Source organism: Sulfitobacter sp. R18_1, assembly GCF_017743915.1.
Taxonomy (GTDB): Bacteria; Pseudomonadota; Alphaproteobacteria; order Rhodobacterales; family Rhodobacteraceae; genus Sulfitobacter; species Sulfitobacter faviae.
In genome coordinates this window covers 153,262-170,455 of sequence record NZ_JAGHRG010000003.1, presented here as the reverse complement: position 1 = coordinate 170,455, position 17,194 = coordinate 153,262, and the positions used below count along the sequence as shown (strand labels likewise).

Here is a 17,194-nt window from a genome sequence, read left to right as displayed (position 1 = left end):
AATTTTACGCGCGATAACTATTTTCTGAGCAACTTGCGAACTCAATGACTTAGGCAGAAGCGCGCATCACCAGTTTGCCGTCGAATAGCGTTTCTTCGCGCTCGGCCAGGCGGGTTTCGCTTTCGATGATGCGAAAAAGGGTACTGGCGGCACGATTCGCGATGGCCCCGTAATCCTGCGCGATGGTGGTCAGCGGCGGGCAGGTATAGCGCGAGAACGGGTGATCGTCCTGCCCCGCGATCCGCATGGCGCAGTCCTTGCCATGGCCAACCCGCAGCCCCATCCCATAGGCCGCCGAGAGCATGCCGATGGCCAGACGGTCGTTCGAGCAAAGCACCGTATCCGTCTCGAACGCTCCCGCCGAGATCAGCTTGCCGCCCTCGGTCGCGCCGATCTCTTCAAAGTTCCAACCCTCCCCCGGCACCTGATGGATATGGGGCGCAAAACCGTGCCGATCCATCGCTTCCAGATAGGCTTGGCGGCGCTTGTTGGCGTTGGGGTTGCTGGGGGTCTTCATCTCGAAAAAACAGGGCGGCTCACCGCTGCGGCAGAGGTATTCGACGATCAAATCAACACTTTGGAAGTTGTCGGTGCCGACGAAAGCCTCGCAAACCCCTTCGACATTGGCGTCAAAGGTCACCACCGGCACATCCTTGCAAAAGCGCGCGATCTCGTCACGGTCCGAGGCTTTGCCGAAGGGCGCCAGCAACACGCCCGCCGGTTTCAGCGCCCGAAGCGAGTCGAGATTGGCCCGCTCCTGCGCCGGGTTGCCATGCGAGCTGAGCAATATCGGGCTATAGCCCTCGGCCAGACAGGCCAGCTCCACCTCGCGGCCGATCTCGGAAAAGAACGGGTCGGCAAGGTTGGGCACGACCACGCCGATGTTGCGGGTTTTGCGGCGGTTTTGGTTCACCGCATAGACGTTCGGGCGATAGTCATACTGGCTCAGCGCCGCTTCGATCCGCTCCCGGGTCGAGCGCCGCACGCTGTCGGCATCGTTAAAGTATTTCGACAGGGTGGGCCGCGAAATGCCGCTCACGGCGGCAAACTCCTCCATATTGCGGATCTTCTGCTGGCCCATCTTAACCCTCCCTTGACGAAACGCTGCGCGCGTAAACTAAAGTCAATATAGAGATAAGTTCGTCCAGCCAGCAAGGGTCTGGTGGCGTCAGGCTTTCCGCGGCCCTTCGGGGGGGGCAACGGAAAGCCCGAGCTCGACCCTCTTCCGGGGTTAACCGGCCTTGCCCAATTGCGCCGCGGCGCGGGCCAGCGCTTCGATCCCGGCCCAGTCCCCGGCATCGATCAGCTTCTTCGGGGCAACCCAGCTGCCGCCCGCGCAAAGCACGTTGGGCAGGCTCAGGTAGCTTTCCGCATTGTCGGGGCTGACCCCGCCCGTCGGGCAGAAGGTGATCTGCGGCAGGGGCGCGCCGATGGCCTTGAGCGCGGGCGCGCCACCCGAGGCTTCGGCGGGAAAGAACTTCAGCATGTCATAGCCGCGCGCGAACAACTGCATCGCCTCGCTCGCCGTGGCGGCGCCGGGCAAGAGGGGCAGTCCTTCCTCCTCGCAGGCCGCGATCAACGCATCGGTGGCACCGGGCGAGACGCCAAAGGTCGCCCCCGCCCGTTTCGCTGCACGCACGTCTTCGGGGGTGACCAGCGTCCCCGCCCCCACATGGCCGCCCGCGACCTCGGCCATGGCGGCAATCGCGTCGAGGGCGGCAGGGGTGCGCAGGGTCACTTCCAAAGCAGGCAGCCCGCCCGCGACCAGCGCCTCGGCCAAGGGGCGGGCGTCGGCGACATCGTCGATCACCAACACGGGCACAATCGGGGCAAGCGCACAGATTTCACGGGTGCGACCGCTGGCGTCTTTTGCAGTAAGGGTCATGGATCAGCCTCCAAAAATGGTTGCGCCGGTGGTAGCAGAACCGACTGTGTCGCGGAACATAGCGAACAACTCGCGCCCCGTCCCGGCATGGTAAGCAGAAAGATCAGCGGTGACGTTGGGACGGTCGTCGAATCCTTCGGCCAGCACGTCGAGCGTCCCTGCCACGGCATCAACCCGCAGCAAATCGCCATCCTGCACCCGCGCGATGGGGCCACCGTCGACCGCCTCAGGGCTGACGTGGATCGCCGCAGGCACCTTGCCCGACGCGCCCGACATGCGCCCATCGGTGACCAGCGCCACCTTCTGCCCGCGCCCCTGAAGGATCGACAGAAGCGGCGTCAGGCTGTGCAATTCGGGCATGCCGTTGGCTTTGGGGCCTTGGAAGCGGACGACGACGACCAGATCGCCGGTCAATTCGCCCGCTTTGAAGGCCGCCTTCACCTCGTTCTGATCTGCAAAGACTCGCGCCGGGGCTTCGATAACGTGATGTTCGGGCGCCACGGCAGAGACCTTCATACAGGCGGTGCCGAGCGACCCGGCCATGCGGCGCAGCCCGCCGGTAGGCTGGAAAGGATCGCTGGCAGGGCGGAGGATTTTCTCGTTCAGGCTCTCGCCTGCGCCCTTCTCCCAGACCAGCCCCTCGGCCTTCAGCTTCGGCTCGGCGGTGTAATGCTCCAGCCCCTGCCCGGCGACGGTTTGGGTATCGGGGTGCAGATGGCCGGAGTTGAGCAATTCGCCGATCATATAGCCCAAGCCCCCGGCGGCGTGGAAATGGTTCACATCCGCCAGACCGTTGGGATAGACCCGCGCCAGCAGCGGCACGACATCGGAGATGTCCGAGAAATCCTCCCAATCCAGAATGATTCCCCCGGCCCGCGCCATGGCGATGAGGTGGATCAGCAGGTTGGTCGACCCGCCCGTGGCGTTGAGCCCGACGATCCCGTTCACGAAGGCCTTTTCGTCCAGAACCGAGGCGACGGGGGTATAATCATTGCCCAAAGCGCTCAGCGCCAATGCGCGTTTCGCGCCTTCTTGGGTCAGCGCATCGCGCAAAGACCCGTTTGGCGGCACAAAGCTCGCCCCCGGCAGGTGCAGTCCCATGAACTCCATCAGCATCTGGTTGGTGTTGGCGGTGCCGTAAAAGGTGCAGGTGCCCGGGCCGTGATAGGCGGCCATCTCGGCGGCCATCAGCGCATCACGCCCGACTTCGCCCGCGGCGAACTGCTGGCGCACCTTGGCTTTTTCATCATTCGACAGCCCGCTCTCCATCGGCCCGGCAGGCAGGAAGACGGCTGGCAAATGGCCGAAAGCCTGCGCTGCAATCACCAGCCCCGGCACGATCTTGTCGCAGACCCCAAGGAAAACCGCCGCGTCAAAGGTGTTGTGGCTGAGCGCCACGGAGGCCGCCAAGGCGATCACATCACGCGAGAAAAGCGACAGTTCCATCCCCGCTTCGCCTTGGGTCACCCCGTCGCACATGGCGGGCACCCCGCCCGCGACCTGCGCAGTGCCGCCCGCCGCCCGCACGGCGTCGCGGATCAGATCGGGATAGCGCTCAAACGGCTGATGCGCCGAAAGCATGTCGTTATAGGTCGTCACGATCCCGAGGTTGCCCGCGCTGGTGCTTGCCAGCCGGTCCTTATCCGCGCCAGAGGCGGCGTAGGCATGGGCCTGCCCGCTACAAGACAGATGCGCGCGGGCCGGACCCTTGGCACGGGCGGCTTCCATCCGGTCGAGGTAGGGCCGCCGGGTCGCCTCGCTGCGGGCGATGATACGGTCGGTGACGCGGTCAATCGTGGAATGCAGGGTCATGTCTCGTCCTTTCGTGTGATCTCGCGCGAGCGGCGGCCGTCGCGATGCATCAGCATCAGCGCCTCTTCGGGGCCGGAGCTGCCGGGGTCATAGGGGTACGGGGGTTGCCGGGTCTCTTCCCAGCCGTGAATGATCGGATCGGCCCAGGCCCAAGCGGCTTCGACCTCGTCCCCGCGCATGAAGAGCGTCTGATCGCCGCGGATCACATCCATGATCAGCCGCTCATAGGCGTCCTGCGGGGTGCCCTGCTCGCCCAAGGCATCGGCAAAGGTCATATCCAGCGCCACTTCGGCCAGACGCATGCCGCCGGGGCCGGGGTCTTTGATGGTGTTGCGCAGGGTGATGCCCTCATCCGGTTGCAACCGGATGATCAGCGCGTTGCCTTTGTGGCCTTCCGTCGCGGGGAAGATCATATGCGGCGGGTCGCGGAAGATCACCGCGATCTCGGAACTGCGCCCGCGCAGCTTTTTGCCCGTGCGCAGGTAGAAGGGCGTGCCCGCCCACCGCCAATTGGCGATCTTCACCTTCATTGCGACAAAGCTTTCGGTGCGGCTGTCGGGGTCGCCCGCATGGTCGCGGTAGCTGCCCGCGCCATTGTCGGCGCGGTACTGGCCGCGAGCAATGTCCTTCTGCGCCACCGGCTCCAGCGCCTCAATCACCTTCACCTTCTCATCGCGCACCGCGTTGGGGTCAAAGCGCGAGGGCGGCTCCATCGCCGTCAGACACAGCAGTTGCATCAGATGGTTCTGCACCATGTCGCGCATGGCACCGGATTTATCGTAATACTCGCCCCGCCCTTCGACACCGAGGCTCTCGGACACGGTGATCTGCACATGGTCGATATGTGTGGAATTCCACAAGGGTTCCCACAGCGCATTGGCGAAACGCAGCGCCATGAGGTTCTGCACCGTCTCTTTGCCAAGGTAATGGTCGATCCGGTAAATCTGGCTTTCGTCGAAATTGGCACGCAGATCGGCGTTCAGCGCCTGCGCGGTTTCCAAATCATGGCCAAAGGGCTTTTCGACGACGATGCGGCTCTCGGCTGTGGCGATGCCGTGGTCATGCAGCTTGCCACCAATCGTCCCGAAGAGCGACGGCGAGACCGAGAGGTAGAAGGCCCGCACGACATCATCGCGCATCAGGTCTTTGAGGTCTGCCCAGCCCGCATCGCCCGAGGCATCCACGCGCACGTAATGCACCATGCCAAGAAACCGCTCCAAGGCGGCGCTCTCTTGGGCCAGCTTGGGGGCGAACTCCAGCAGGCTGTCGCGGATCATCTTGCGGAAGGCCTCGGCATCAAGCTCGGAACGGGCCGCGCCGACGATCCGCGCGGCCTCCGGCATCTGGCCGACGGTGAAGCGGTGGAACAGACCGGGCAGGATCTTGCGCCGGGCGAGGTCGCCGGTCGCGCCGAAAATGACGAGGTCGAAAGGATCAACGGGGATTACGCGCGATACCATGGGGTCAGCCCTCCTGCCTGCGCAGGCGCGCTACGGCACCCTGTTTTCGATTGCCCAAAGCCATCGCCATCCCCTTCGCACCCTCCTCCGGGCGGCCACTGGTAGCGCTAACATATTTGAGCGAAAAAGATAGGCGGTTCTTCAACATTTCATATTTCCTCTACCCAAGGTGGGTTCGCCCCGGCCCGCGAAACGGTCACGGCGGCAACCCGCGCGCCATAGGCGAGCGCTTCGGAAAGCACCTCTGGCGCGAGGATGGCAAGCGCAGATTTATGCAACTGCCCCAGCTCGGACATCTTGGCCAGAACGCCTGCGTTGAACGTGTCGCCCGCGCCGACCGTATCGACAATTTCGGCTTTCACGGCGGGCACTTGCACCTCTTCGCCATTCGCCAGATAGCCTGTTGCCCCCTCGCCCCCGCGGGTCAGGATGACAACCGATGGCCCCTTCTTTAGCAACTCGGCCACTTTGTCGCGCAGCGACAGCGGCGCGGGGTTGATCCAGTTCAGATCCTCATCCGAGACCTTCACGATATCCGACAGCGCCAGCATCCGGTCGAGCCTTTGGCGATAACGTTCGATATCCTTGATGAAACCGGGGCGGATGTTGGGGTCAATCATCACCGCACGGCCTTCGGCGTTGCGCGCCAGCAGGTCTGCGTAGGCATCCGCGCCCGGCTCGCAAGCCAAGCTGATCCCGCCGAAATACAGCGCCGAGACTTCAGCCGAAAGCGCGGGCATATCCCCCGGCGAGATCATCCGCCCGGCGGAGTTTTCGTCATAGAAATCATAGGTCGCATGGCCGCCCACCAGCCGCACGAAGGCCAGCGTCGTCGGACGGTCGGACAGGACAACATGCGACACATCCACATGGCTTGCCTTCAACCCATCGACCAACTGCCGCCCGAACATGTCTGACGACAGACCCGAGAGCATCCCCACCTGCGCGCCGAGCCGCCCCAATGCGATGGCCGTGTTGAACACCGCCCCGCCCGCATGGGGCACAAAGCCATCGGGGCCCGCCTTGGTCGGGCTGGGGATCATATCGATCAGGGCTTCTCCGCAGCAAAGGATCATCTGTCAGCCTTTCAAAAATGCGTCGCGGTCGACGAGGAAACGGTCCGAAAGCGGCAGGCTCGCCGCGCCGAGCGCGCGGGCGTCGCTGCCGACGGTGCCTTCGCGCAATTCGGGAAGGGTGACGCCCGGGAGGGGCCGGGCGGCGAGGTGGCGGCGGGTGCGGGCGACCAATTCGGCACGAACCTCTGCGGGCACCGACCCGTCGATCATCACCGTGTCGAAATCAATCAAACATGTCGCGGCCCGGATCGCCTGCGCCAATGCCTCGGTCGTGCTGTCGAGCCATGGGTGCAAGATGTCGTCGCCAAAGCCCCAGGCCGCCGGATCGCTCCACGGGGCGCGGCGGGTCTCTCCGGCCTTTTGCAAGGCGCCCTCCAAAGTCGCCAAGGAAGCCACATCGACCAATTGCCGCGCCGCATCCCCGACCAACGGCATGGAGCCGAGCGCCCCGGCATTGCCGCTTTTGCCGGTGTAGAGCTTGGTGTCCAGCACCAGCCCGCCGCCGACGAAATAGCCAATGTAGAAATAGAGGAAATCGCGCGGCTTGTCCTGCGCGCCAAAGACCAGTTCCGCCCCACAAGCGGCAGAGGTATCATTGCAGATATAGATCGGCAGATCGACCAATTCCGCCAAAGCCGCTTCGATATCAAAGGTCTGCCACGCGCTCAGATCGCCGCCCGCGACTTCCCATTCCCAGATGCCAAACGGCAGGGCCACGCCCAGCCCGGCCACCCGCGCCTGCTGCTCGGCGGAGAGAGAGGCGAGCGCCTCCTGCAAAGCGCGCGCGGCAAAGGCCATGACCGCATCGGGCGTGGGATGGGCGTAGGTCTCGCTGCTGTGGCGGGTCACCTGCCCTTCGAAATCGGTCAGGATCAATTCGACGCTGCGCCGCCCGACCTTCAGCCCCAGAAAGAACGCACCCTCGGCGTTCAGGCTGATCGGCACCGATGGCTGCCCCACCCGCCCCCGCACCCGCGCGCCTTTCTTCAGCAGACCCTCGGCTTCGAGGGCGCGCATGATGACGGAGACGGTCTGCGCCGAGAGGCCCGTAAGCCGGGCAATCTCGGCCTTGGAGGTCGGCCCGCTGCGCCGGATGAGCGACAAAACCAGCCGTTCGTTATAGGCCCGCATCCCGCTCTGGTTCGAGCCGCGCGCGGCGCGGTCGGCGACTGTCTGTAGCTGCTGCAAACTGGCCTCCCCCCGGTTCATGCGGCGTTTCACCGGAGAAATCCCAGATGGGAGCAAGTGAGTCAACGCTTAAATCAATCTAATTGACTTATTGCGCGATGAAGGGCCGACCGCCCAAAAGCGAGCGGCCGGCTTTTGCGGTTAATCTGCGACAGTGATCCCGAGTTTCCCCATATGGGACTTTTCGATGAACGCCTCCTGCGCCTGTTTCAGATCGCGCAGCGCGTAGCTTTCCGCCACGACAGGCCGGATTTCCCCGCGTTCGATATAGCCCACCAGATCGGCAAAAACGCTTGGCTCTTGCCGCGTGCTGCCCATCAGGGTCAGGTCCTTGAGGTAGAGCGTGCGCAGGTCCAACTCCACGATCGGCCCGGCAATCGCGCCCGAGGTTACATAGCGCCCGCACGTCACCAGCGCGTCAAGCAACTTAGGCCAACCCGCCCCTCCGACGAGGTCGAGCACCACGTCATAGCTGTCCTCCGGCAGGGCCGCATCCCGGTCGAAGGTCTCATCCGCGCCAAGCGCCTTCAGCGCCTCCATCTTGCCGGGGCTGGTCACCGCCGTCACATGCGCGCCGCGCCGTTTGGCCAGTTGCACCGCCGCCGAGCCGACCCCGCCCGAGGCGCCGGTGATCAACACACGCTCGGCCCCCAAAGCGGCACGCTGGATCATCCCCTCGGCCGTCGAAAAGGCGCAGGGAAAGGAGGCGAGTTCAACGTCCGTGAGGGTGCTATCGACCCGCAGCGCATTGCTGGCCTCGGCGGTGGCATATTCCGCGAAACCGCCGTCCCGCTCCGATCCGAAGGTGACGAGATCATCCGGCCCCGCGCCCGCCGGGCTGTACATGGGCCGGATCAAAACCCGCTCGCCGATGCGGCCTTGATCGACACCCGCGCCCACGGCCACGACCTCTCCGCAGCAATCGGCCCCTTGGATGCGCGGAAAGCTCAAAGCGCCGGACCATCCACCATCGGCGTCCGACGCGCCGCCGTAGCCCTCGCTCGCCGCCGAGCCGGTGTCGCCGCGCACCGCTTTGGAATACCAGCCCGTGCGCGTGTTCACATCCGTGTTGTTCACCGCCGCCGCGCCGACGCGAACCAGAACCTCCCCGGCGGCGGGCTTTGGCAGCGCGACATCCTCGCGCCACTCCAGCTTGTCCAAGCCGCCATGGCCGGTCAGCAGCATCGCTTTCATGGTCTTCGGTAGGGTCATCGCTCGGGCTCCTTCAGCGGCAGAATGGTCAAGTGTAGAATGATTGCTCTACTTGCGTAGGTAGAGCGCCCCCTCTACATCGTCAAGCATGACAGATACCAAAAGCAAGATCGCCGCCGGGCTGGAACGTGCCTTTGCCACCCGCGGCTTTGCCGACCCCAGCGTCGAAGACCTGCGCGATGCGGCCGGGGTGAGCCTGCGCACGCTCTACAAATACACCCCCTCCCGCGCCGAAATGGTACTGGCGGCACTGGAGAACCGGCAGCAACGCTATCTGGCGCTGGTCTTCGGCGATCTGCCCGAGACCCCGACCAAGGCGCTTGAGGCAATTCTGACCCGCGTCGGGCAGTGGATGGAGACGGAAACCTCGCACGGCTGCCTGTTCCACGCCGCCGTCGCCGCCGACCCCGGCAGCGAAAAACTGCACGCCTTACTCTCGCGCCATAAGGCCGAGGTCGCGGCCAAAGCCGCCGCAGCCGCCGATCTGCCGGGTGCGGAGACCGAGTTGCTGTTGATCCTCGAAGGGCTCACGCAGACTTGGCCGCTGCGCGGGGCGCAGGCGGTGACCGCCGCGCAGCATTTGGCCAAAACCCTGCTGCGCGATACGCGCCAGCACCAATGACATGCTAGGGACGTTTCCATGATGCAGGGCCACCGCTGGGGCGTGATCGCCATCCTTTTCGCTGCCGTGGTCTGGGGCACGACCGGCACCGCCGCCACCTTCGCCCCCGAGGTCAGCGCCGCCGCCATCGGTGCCGCTGCCATGGGGCTGGGCGGTATCGCACAGGCCCTCTGGGCCGGGCGGGGCATCCTGAACCAACGCAGGCGGCTCTTGCAACAGCGCCGCCTGCTGGTCATCGGCGCGCTGGCCGTGGCGGTCTATCCGCTGGCCTTTTACGGCGCGATGCGGCTGGCGGGGGTGACGGTGGGCACGGTCATCACCATCGGCTCCGCCCCCCTGCTCTCGGCGCTGATCGAATACCTGTTGGATGGCCGCCGCCTGACCCTGCGCTGGTCCTTCGGCGCGGCGGTGGGCCTGATCGGCATGGGGCTGATCTGCTTGGCCGAAGGCGAGACGCACGGCAGCGCGGTAAGCGCGCCTTCCGTCCCTATGGGCGTTTTGCTGGGGCTGATCGGCGGTTTCACCTACGCGCTTTATTCATGGAGCGCGCGCCGGATGATGCTGCAAGGCACCCGCTCTGCCGTGGCCATGGGGGCGACCTTTGGGCTGGGCGGGCTCTTGCTGATGCCGGTGCTGGCGGTCTCGGGCGGGGCGTTTCTGGCCTCTTGGACCAACGCCGCGGTGGGGCTCTATATGGCCGCCGTGCCGATGTTTCTGGGCTATATCGCCTTCGGCTACGGCCTGGCCCGGGTTGAGGCGAGCACGGCCACCGTGATCACCCTGTTCGAGCCGGTCGTCGCGGCGGTGTTGGCTGTGGTCATCGTGGGCGAACGCCTGCCCCCGCAGGGCTGGGTCGGCGTGGCGTTGGTGATCGGCTGTTTGTCCATCATCACCCTGCCCGCCCCGCGACGGCTGCGGCGGCATACACCTACCCCGCCGCCACGCGCCACCTAGAGGACCGCTGCCGCTAAAGCTGATCCGGCGGCGTCTCACCCCGGAAAAAATGGTCGAGATTGTCCAGCGCCTTGAAGCCCATCGCATCACGGGTGGCCACGGTGGCGCTGCCGACATGGGGCATCATCATCACGTTATCATGGGCCGCAAAGGCCGGGTTGCCGCCCGGCTCGGTCACGAAGCAATCCAACCCCGCCGCGCCGACATGGCCCGAGGTGAGCGCGTCGAACAGCGCCGCCTCCTCCACCAGATTGCCCCGCGCGGTATTCACGATCACGCAGCCTTTGGGCAGCCCCGCCAAACGCGCGGCGTTCATGAGGCCCACCGTCTCAGGCGTGGCAGGGCAGTGCAGCGAGAGGAAATCCGAGACTGCCAGCAGGTCGTCCAACTCGGCGTGATAAGTCGCCCCCGCCTCCGCTTCTGGGTCCAGGCGGCGGCGGTTGTGGTAATGCACTTCCATATCCAGCCCGCGCGCCTTGCGGGCAAAGGCCCGGCCCACGCCGCCCATTCCGATGATGCCAAGCCGCGCACCGGAAAGCTGTTTGCCCACCAGCATCGCAGGCGACCACGACTGCCACTGCCCGCTGCGCACCAGCCGGTCCCCGGCCACCGCGTGACGGGCCGCCCCCAGCATCAACATCAGCGCCAGTTCCGCCGTGGCATCCGACAAAACGCCGGGCGTGTTCGTCACCACGATCCCCCGCGCCTTGAGGCTGGGCAGATCGCAGTGATCGACGCCCACGGAATGGTTCGCGATGATCTTGAGCCGGGGGTCGAGCCGGGCCACCACATCGGCGCTGAAATGCTCGGAATGACAGGGGATCATGCCATCGACACGCGCGCTCATCGCGATGATGTCTTCGGCGCTGCCGGGCTTGTCTGCGGGGTCCCAGATCACCTCGTAATCTCGCCGCGCGCGGTCGAGCGTGGCCTCAGAGAGCTGCCGGGTGATCCAAATGACGGGTTTGCCCATGGCTCAGTCCCGATCTTTCCGGCTGGAGGTGAAAAAGTCATAGGCCACAAAGGCCAAGGTCACCGCGACGATGATGATCAGGTCGATGCTGGGCACCTCTACGGCGAGGATCAGCAAAAACACCGCAATCGCGGTAAAGGCGAGCAGGGCAAGTAGGCGGTTCATCGTCTCATCCTCATTCAGTTGCACCATCGGCCCAGTCGAAAAGCCACTGGGCGCTGCGCATCAGACGCCCGTCTTGACCGTGACCGCCGACCAGTTGCACCCCCATCGGCAGCCCCTCTTCCGAGGTCATCAACGGCAGCGACACACAGGGGCTGCCGCAGAGCGTCCAAAGACCGTTAAAGATCGGGTCACCGGTAGTCTCCAACCCACGCGGCGCGGGGCCGGTGGCCGCGGGGCAGAGCAGTACGTCGCAACGGGTCAGCAACTCTTCCAGCGCGGCGGTCAGCACCTTGGGCAGGTCGCGGGCCGATTGGTAATCGCGGGCCAGCACCTTATTGCCCGCCTCCATCGCCTCCCGCGCCACGGGAGAGAGCAACTCGGCCCCGTCGCGCAGATAGGGGTAGTAGTGATAGGCCATCTCGGCAAAATTGATGCGTTTGCGCGCCTCGGCAGCCTCGCTAAAGACCGGCGGCAGGGGCATCTCGAAAGCCTGATCGCCAAGGGCCGCGACCAGTTCCTCGAAAGCGGCGTGAAGCTGCGGATCGGCCTCCTCCCATCCCGGCGGGCGGAGGAAGCCGAAAACCGGCGGGATCGGCGGCGCGCTGCTCGCCTCGGCCAAGAGCGCGGGGGTCGGGGCAAGCTCAGTCGCGCTGTCTTCGGGATCATGGCCAAACAGCACCTCGGCCAGCAGCGCGGCCCCGGCGGGATCGCTGGCAAAGACGCCAACGGTGTCGAGCGAGGGCGATTGCGTCAGCACCCCCCGGCGCGGGATCGCGCCGAAGGTTGGTTTAAACCCCGTGACCCCACAAAAGGACGCAGGCCGGATCACCGAACCACCCGTCTGCGTGCCGATGGCCAAGGGCACCATCCCATCGGCCACCGCCGCCGCCGACCCTTGGGATGAGCCGCCGGGGCTATGCGCCGGATTATGCGGATTGGTGGTTTTGTTCGGATGCATGAAGGCCAGTTCGGTCGTGACCGTCTTGCCCATGATGATCGCGCCTTCGGCCCGCAGCCGCTCGACAATGAAAGCATCGCGCAGCGGCACGCGCCCCTTGTCCTGCGCCGCGCCGTTTTCGGTGGGGATGCTGCGCGTGTCGATCACGTCTTTCAGCCCCACCGGCAACCCGTGCAGCCGCCCCAGCGGCCTGCCCGCCCGGCGATAACTATCAAGCGTGCGGGCCTGCGCGCGGGCGAACTCGGGGTCGAACCACGCCCAAGCGCCCACCACCTCCTCGCGCGCTTCGATCCGCGCGATGTAGCTTTCCACCAGCGCCAGCGCATCCAATGCGCCGGTCGCCAAACGGTCCCGCAACTCAACCACGCCGAGCGCTGCTGCGGCGGTCATACTTGGCTCAGCGCCCATAGAACACCTCCGGCAGGTAGAAGACGATCTGCGGGAAGACATACATCAAGATCATCGACAGGATCACGCAGAACAGGAAGGGCATGACCCCCGCGAAAATCTGCGTCAGCCGCAACTCGGGCGGGGCGATCCCCTTGAGGTAATAGGCCGACATCGCCATCGGTGGCGTTAGGAACGAGGTCTGCAAGTTCAGCGCTACGAGGATGCCGAAGAACAGCGGGTCGATCTCGAAGACGGCTAGCAGCGGCAAGAAGATCGGCACGAAGATGATGATGATTTCGGACCATTCCAGCGGCCAGCCCAGCAGGAAGATGATGAGCTGCGCAAGGATCAGGAACATGATCGGCGACAGGTTCAGCGACTGCACGAACTCGGAAATCACATGCTCCCCGCCAAGGTAGGAGAACACCGCCGAGAAGGTGTAGGAGCCAACGAAAAGCCAGCAGACCATCGCCGTGGTGCGCACCGTGAGATAGACGCTCTCGCGCATCCGCTGCCATGTCATCGCGCGGTAGATGAAGGCAAGGAAGATGCCGCCAAGCGCCCCGATCGAAGCCGCCTCCGTCGGGGTGGCGAGGCCAAAGAGGATCGAGCCGAGCACCGCAAAAATGAGGAAGGCCAGCGGCAGGAAGGAGGTGGCGATCATCAGCAACAGCTTGCCCATCGGCATGTCCGGCACCTCGTCCGCCGTGGGGCGCGGGGCGGAGGAGGGCTGCAGCAGCGACCGCCCGATGATGTAGACCAGATAGAGACCCACCAGCGTCAGCCCCGGCAACAGTGCCGCCGCATAGAGCCGCACGATCGAGACATTGGTCGCCGCCGCATAGACGATCAGCATGATCGAGGGCGGGATCAGGATGCCCAAGGTGCCGCCCGCGCAGATGATGCCGGCGGCGAACGACGGGTTGTAGCGCGCCTTCAGCATCGCGGGCAGGGCCAGAAGACCCATCAGCGTGACCACGGCGCCGACGATGCCGGTGGCGGTGGCGAACAACGCGCAGGTGATCAGCGCCGCGACCCCCATGGAGCCGGGAATGTTCTTGGAGGCGATGTTGAGCGTGGTGAACAGCCGGTCGACGATGTTGGACCGCTCCACGATATAGCCCATGAAAAGGAACAGCGGCACCGCCGTCAGCACTTCGTTCGACATGACCGTGAAGGTCTGGTTCACGAAGAGGTCGAATATTCGGTTGTTGAAAAACCCGTCGAGCCAGGTCGACCATTGCTCCCATTGGCCGGCCCCCTCGTCCAGCCGGTCGAAACTGCGCCACATGCGGCGCGCGTCGAAATAGGCGTAATAGCCAAAGCCGATGCCCATGGCCATCAGCGTGAAAGCAATCGGAAAGCCCAGGAAAACAAAGACGATGAACAGCCCAAGCATCATCAGGGCGATTTGCGGATCGGTCATGTGAGATGGCCCTTTTCGGCCTTGTTGGCTTCGCGCATCATGAGGTCTTCGGTCTCAAAGACGTCTTCCTCGGCTTCGAGCCAGTAGTTGGAACGTATGGCGATGAGACAGCGGCAGACCTGCGCGATGCCTTGGATGAACAGCAGTATCCCCGCCGCCACGATGATCGCCTTGAATTGATAGATCGGAACCCCCGCCGGGCTGTTGACCGACACCTCGCCGTATGACCACGAGCGGGCGGCATATTTCCAACCTGCGAGGATCAGCGCGGTGACGCCGGGGAAAAAGAAGATGATATAGAGCACGAGGTCGATCATGCCTTGGGTGCGCGGCTGAAACAGCCGGTAGAGGAAATCCCCCCGCACATGGCCACCCCGCGATAGCGTATAGGCCCCGCCCATCATAAAGAGCGTGCCATACATGATGAAGGACACATCCAGCGCCCAAGCCGTGGGATTGTTCAGCACATAGCGCACAAAAACCTCGTAGCCCGTGCCGATGGACATCAGCAAAATGAGCCACGCAAAAGCCTTGCCGAACCATGCGGAAAGGTTATCGGCGAACCGAATGAAAGATATCATGATGCCCTCGGTATCTCGCACGAACCCCGGCACGCCATGCGCCGGAGTTCGCGGTGATGTTATGGGTTTGCGGGATCAGAGTTTGATCTTGCCGGGGAAGTAATGCTCATAAGCAAGCCCGTAATCCGGCGAGTTCATCAACTCGTAATAGGCCACGCGGTCGACCCATTCGCGCTGGCTGTCGAGGGTCTTTTTCATGAAAGGATCGGATTCCAGCTCGGGGATCAACTCATCCCATGCTTTAAGCTGCGCATCCAAGATTTCCTTGGACGTGCGCCGCACGGTCACGCCAGCCTCGTTTTGCAGGAACTGAAGGTCCGCCGAATAGCGGTCCATCGCCTTGGCCGTGTTCGCGGTCGAGGCCGCCTCAACCGCGTATTTCAAGATCGCCTGAAGATCAGGGTCGAGGTCTTCGAGGAACATCTTGGAGAACAGGAATTCAAAGCTCTCAGACGCTTGGTGATAGGACGACAGGTAGTAGTTCTTGGCCACATCCTGCGCGCCGAAGTCTTTGTCCGACGAGGGGTTGTTGAACTCGAAGGCGTCGATCACGCCGCGCTCCATCGCGGGCACGATCTCACCGCCCGGCAGCTGTGCGACCGACATGCCCAGCTTGGCCATCAGATCGGCGGCCAGACCCACGGTGCGGTATTTGAAGCCCTGCAGGTCGTCGACCGTATTGACCTCATTCTTGAACCAGCCGAAAGGCTGGGCGAACATCGGGAAGCCCATGTAGCCCACAACGTCGAGGCCCATGATGTCCTGCGTCAGCTCGTTATAGAGTTCCTGACCGCCGCCCTGATAGAACCACGACAGCATCGTGGTGGCAGAGCCGCCGAAAACCGGGCCGGTGCCAAAGAGCGATGCGGCCTTGTTCTTGCCGTACCAATAGACCGGCACCGAATGCGCCGCGTCGATCAGACCGTCGTTCACCGCGTCGAGCACCTGAAACGCCGCGACGACCGCGCCCGCGGGCAGCACGTCGACCTTCAGACGCCCGCCCGACATCTCCTCCACCCGCGTCGCATAATCGCGGGCGAAGTCTTGCCAGATGTTCGCGTCGTTCCACGACGTCTGCATCTTGATGACGATCGGCGCTTGGGCCAGCACCGCCGGTGCGGCCAGCATGCTCCCCGTCGCCGCCCCCCCAGCAAGTGCGGACTTCGTCAGGAACGAACGTCGATTGAACTTTTTAGTCTCAGTCATGTTTCCTCCTCCCAGAGTGGCCGCCCCTTTGCTTACTTGAAATACGCTATTGGTCGGGCGACCCGAGATCAGAGACTAACCAAATGATCTCATTTGGCAAGAATTGTCCGCAAGGGACTCTTCAAGTGCAACTTTATTGTGCAAACGCTCCGAAAATAGACACTCTCCTTCGGCGCGGATGGCCTGCGTATATCGCGCGTTCTGAGCAGGGCGGAGACAGGCCCCGCCCGCCCCTCAAACCGCCCAGCGAAAGCCGGTTTCCGCCTCGGACCGCTCCCAGAGCCTGACCATCGTCTCTTTGTCATAGGCATAGGGCTCCAACCTGCCGCGCCCAACCGGGCCGACCATCTCCATCCGGCCTGTGGGGCCGTAAAGCGCGCGCTGCTCCAGCCCATCCTCGGTGGCGCACATGACCTCGGGATAGGCACCACGCTCCGCCGTTTGAACGATCGGCAATTTCGACATCAGCCACCAAGTGAACCGGGTCATCAGCCCGCCACTGGTGCTTATCAAAGAGGTGGCCGACGCACCGGGATGGCAGACATAGACCGCCACGTTCCTCCCCGCCCGCGCGACGCGGTCCTGCAACTCATAGGCAAACATCATCTGCGCCAGCTTGCTTTGGCTATAGGCTGGGTTGGCGCGGTAATTCTTGTCCCAGTTCATGTCGTCGAACTGGATGGTGCGCAGGCCCATCTTGTAGCCAAGGCTCGCAACCACCACGATCCGGCCACCGCTCTCGTCGATCCGGTCGAAGAGCAAGCCGCAGAGCAGGAAGTGGCCGTAGTGATTGGTGCCGAGCTGGCTTTCGTGGCCTGCCTTGGTCAACTGGCGGTTTGGCACCTGCGCGATGGCAGCGTTGCAGATCAGCGCATCAATGCGGGGAATGTCGCGCAGAACCTCTGCCGCCGCGCGGCGCACCGACTGCAAATCGGCAAGGTCCATCTGCACGAAACGCACCCGCGCCGCCGCGCCAAATTCGTCTTTCAGCTTGGCCACCGCCTCTGCCGACCGTTCCGCGCTGCGGTTCAGCATCACCACCGCGGCACCTTTGCACAGCAAGGTCCGCGCTGCCTGAAATCCGGCCCCCGCATTGGCCCCGGTGATCACGAAGGTCTTCCCCTCTACCCCGTCGATCCGCTCAGGGGTCCAGCCGTGCGCGCCGAAAGTCTTATCTGTCATGGTCTCGTTCCTTAGCTTTGCTGAGGCATCGCGCCCCGTTGACCCTGCAGATAAATCTCAGCACTCTACGGAAATAGACCGGATTGTCGCGATTACTTGCCTGA

16 protein-coding genes are annotated in these 17,194 nt (G+C 64.1%); 2 read left to right on the top strand and 14 right to left on the bottom strand.

The window, feature by feature from the left end:
- Positions 1–49 precede the first annotated feature (49 nt).
- The 7 genes from J7392_RS08340 to J7392_RS08310 form a co-directional block, all read right to left on the bottom strand.
- Positions 50–1,081 carry a LacI family DNA-binding transcriptional regulator gene (locus J7392_RS08340; RefSeq protein ID WP_209217129.1) on the bottom strand — a complete coding sequence of 344 codons (1,032 nt, stop codon included), beginning with the start codon at positions 1,079–1,081 and terminating at the stop codon, positions 50–52.
- 150 nt (positions 1,082–1,231) lie between these two features.
- Positions 1,232–1,885: a bifunctional 4-hydroxy-2-oxoglutarate aldolase/2-dehydro-3-deoxy-phosphogluconate aldolase gene (gene eda, locus J7392_RS08335; RefSeq protein ID WP_209217128.1), complete on the bottom strand. Its 654-nt coding sequence runs from the start codon at positions 1,883–1,885 to the stop codon at positions 1,232–1,234.
- A gap of 3 nt (positions 1,886–1,888) precedes the next feature.
- Positions 1,889–3,697, bottom strand: a complete 1,809-nt coding sequence (edd, locus tag J7392_RS08330; protein ID WP_209217127.1) for a phosphogluconate dehydratase — start codon at positions 3,695–3,697, stop codon at positions 1,889–1,891.
- Positions 3,694–5,157 (bottom strand): glucose-6-phosphate dehydrogenase, encoded by a 1,464-nt coding sequence (gene zwf, locus J7392_RS08325; RefSeq protein ID WP_209217126.1) that lies wholly within the window; start codon positions 5,155–5,157, stop codon positions 3,694–3,696. The genes edd and zwf overlap by 4 nt, the downstream gene beginning before the upstream one ends.
- Positions 5,158–5,306: 149 nt before the next feature.
- Positions 5,307–6,233, bottom strand: coding sequence for a carbohydrate kinase (locus J7392_RS08320; RefSeq protein WP_209217125.1), 927 nt, complete (start codon positions 6,231–6,233; stop codon positions 5,307–5,309).
- Between the two features lie 3 nt (positions 6,234–6,236).
- Positions 6,237–7,364, bottom strand: coding sequence for an ROK family transcriptional regulator (locus J7392_RS08315; protein WP_209217298.1), 1,128 nt, complete (start codon positions 7,362–7,364; stop codon positions 6,237–6,239).
- 198 nt (positions 7,365–7,562) lie between these two features.
- Positions 7,563–8,633 (bottom strand): alcohol dehydrogenase family protein, encoded by a 1,071-nt coding sequence (locus tag J7392_RS08310; protein ID WP_209217124.1) that lies wholly within the window; start codon positions 8,631–8,633, stop codon positions 7,563–7,565.
- A gap of 88 nt (positions 8,634–8,721) precedes the next feature.
- Here J7392_RS08310 and J7392_RS08305 point away from each other — a divergent pair, with 88 nt between their 5' ends.
- Both J7392_RS08305 and J7392_RS08300 read left to right on the top strand, forming a co-directional pair.
- The gene (locus J7392_RS08305) at positions 8,722–9,255 is read left to right on the top strand and encodes a TetR/AcrR family transcriptional regulator (protein ID WP_209217123.1); all 534 of its coding nucleotides are present in this window, start codon (positions 8,722–8,724) and stop codon (positions 9,253–9,255) included.
- Between the two features lie 18 nt (positions 9,256–9,273).
- A complete protein-coding gene (locus tag J7392_RS08300) occupies positions 9,274–10,209 on the top strand; it encodes an EamA family transporter (protein ID WP_209217122.1) in 936 nt (311 codons plus the stop codon).
- Between the two features lie 13 nt (positions 10,210–10,222).
- Here J7392_RS08300 and J7392_RS08295 read toward each other — a convergent pair whose 3' ends face one another.
- The 7 genes from J7392_RS08295 to J7392_RS08265 all read right to left on the bottom strand — a co-directional run bounded on the left by J7392_RS08295 (position 10,223) and on the right by J7392_RS08265 (position 17,090).
- On the bottom strand, positions 10,223–11,182 hold the full coding sequence (locus tag J7392_RS08295) for a D-glycerate dehydrogenase (protein ID WP_209217121.1): 960 nt from the start codon (positions 11,180–11,182) through the stop codon (positions 10,223–10,225).
- A 3-nt stretch (positions 11,183–11,185) separates the two neighbouring features.
- Positions 11,186–11,347, bottom strand: coding sequence for a hypothetical protein (locus J7392_RS08290; RefSeq protein ID WP_209217120.1), 162 nt, complete (start codon positions 11,345–11,347; stop codon positions 11,186–11,188).
- 10 nt (positions 11,348–11,357) lie between these two features.
- Positions 11,358–12,695, bottom strand: coding sequence for an amidase (locus J7392_RS08285; RefSeq protein ID WP_247744508.1), 1,338 nt, complete (start codon positions 12,693–12,695; stop codon positions 11,358–11,360).
- Positions 12,696–12,702: 7 nt separating this feature from the next.
- The gene (locus tag J7392_RS08280; RefSeq protein WP_209217118.1) at positions 12,703–14,121 is read right to left on the bottom strand and encodes a TRAP transporter large permease subunit; all 1,419 of its coding nucleotides are present in this window, start codon (positions 14,119–14,121) and stop codon (positions 12,703–12,705) included.
- Positions 14,118–14,702 (bottom strand): TRAP transporter small permease subunit, encoded by a 585-nt coding sequence (locus J7392_RS08275; RefSeq protein WP_093928097.1) that lies wholly within the window; start codon positions 14,700–14,702, stop codon positions 14,118–14,120. The genes J7392_RS08280 and J7392_RS08275 overlap by 4 nt, the downstream gene beginning before the upstream one ends.
- A 75-nt stretch (positions 14,703–14,777) precedes the next feature.
- The gene (locus tag J7392_RS08270) at positions 14,778–15,908 is read right to left on the bottom strand and encodes a TRAP transporter substrate-binding protein (protein WP_067266961.1); all 1,131 of its coding nucleotides are present in this window, start codon (positions 15,906–15,908) and stop codon (positions 14,778–14,780) included.
- Between the two features lie 234 nt (positions 15,909–16,142).
- Positions 16,143–17,090, bottom strand: coding sequence for an SDR family oxidoreductase (locus J7392_RS08265; protein WP_209217117.1), 948 nt, complete (start codon positions 17,088–17,090; stop codon positions 16,143–16,145).
- Between the last annotated feature and the right edge of the window lie 104 nt (positions 17,091–17,194).

What these genes read in the sequence shown, in the direction of transcription:
- J7392_RS08340 (WP_209217129.1), bottom strand. Translation starts at nt 1,081, where the DNA reads ATGGGCCAGCAGAAGATCCGCAATATGGAGGAGTTTGCCGCCGTGAGC.
- eda (WP_209217128.1), bottom strand. Translation starts at nt 1,885, where the DNA reads ATGACCCTTACTGCAAAAGACGCCAGCGGTCGCACCCGTGAAATCTGT.
- edd (WP_209217127.1), bottom strand. Translation starts at nt 3,697, where the DNA reads ATGACCCTGCATTCCACGATTGACCGCGTCACCGACCGTATCATCGCC.
- zwf (WP_209217126.1), bottom strand. Translation starts at nt 5,157, where the DNA reads ATGGTATCGCGCGTAATCCCCGTTGATCCTTTCGACCTCGTCATTTTC.
- J7392_RS08320 (WP_209217125.1), bottom strand. Translation starts at nt 6,233, where the DNA reads ATGATCCTTTGCTGCGGAGAAGCCCTGATCGATATGATCCCCAGCCCG.
- J7392_RS08315 (WP_209217298.1), bottom strand. Translation starts at nt 7,364, where the DNA reads ATGCGGGCCTATAACGAACGGCTGGTTTTGTCGCTCATCCGGCGCAGC.
- J7392_RS08310 (WP_209217124.1), bottom strand. Translation starts at nt 8,633, where the DNA reads ATGACCCTACCGAAGACCATGAAAGCGATGCTGCTGACCGGCCATGGC.
- J7392_RS08305 (WP_209217123.1), top strand. Translation starts at nt 8,722, where the DNA reads ATGACAGATACCAAAAGCAAGATCGCCGCCGGGCTGGAACGTGCCTTT.
- J7392_RS08300 (WP_209217122.1), top strand. Translation starts at nt 9,274, where the DNA reads ATGATGCAGGGCCACCGCTGGGGCGTGATCGCCATCCTTTTCGCTGCC.
- J7392_RS08295 (WP_209217121.1), bottom strand. Translation starts at nt 11,182, where the DNA reads ATGGGCAAACCCGTCATTTGGATCACCCGGCAGCTCTCTGAGGCCACG.
- J7392_RS08290 (WP_209217120.1), bottom strand. Translation starts at nt 11,347, where the DNA reads ATGAACCGCCTACTTGCCCTGCTCGCCTTTACCGCGATTGCGGTGTTT.
- J7392_RS08285 (WP_247744508.1), bottom strand. Translation starts at nt 12,695, where the DNA reads ATGACCGCCGCAGCAGCGCTCGGCGTGGTTGAGTTGCGGGACCGTTTG.
- J7392_RS08280 (WP_209217118.1), bottom strand. Translation starts at nt 14,121, where the DNA reads ATGACCGATCCGCAAATCGCCCTGATGATGCTTGGGCTGTTCATCGTC.
- J7392_RS08275 (WP_093928097.1), bottom strand. Translation starts at nt 14,702, where the DNA reads ATGATATCTTTCATTCGGTTCGCCGATAACCTTTCCGCATGGTTCGGC.
- J7392_RS08270 (WP_067266961.1), bottom strand. Translation starts at nt 15,908, where the DNA reads ATGACTGAGACTAAAAAGTTCAATCGACGTTCGTTCCTGACGAAGTCC.
- J7392_RS08265 (WP_209217117.1), bottom strand. Translation starts at nt 17,090, where the DNA reads ATGACAGATAAGACTTTCGGCGCGCACGGCTGGACCCCTGAGCGGATC.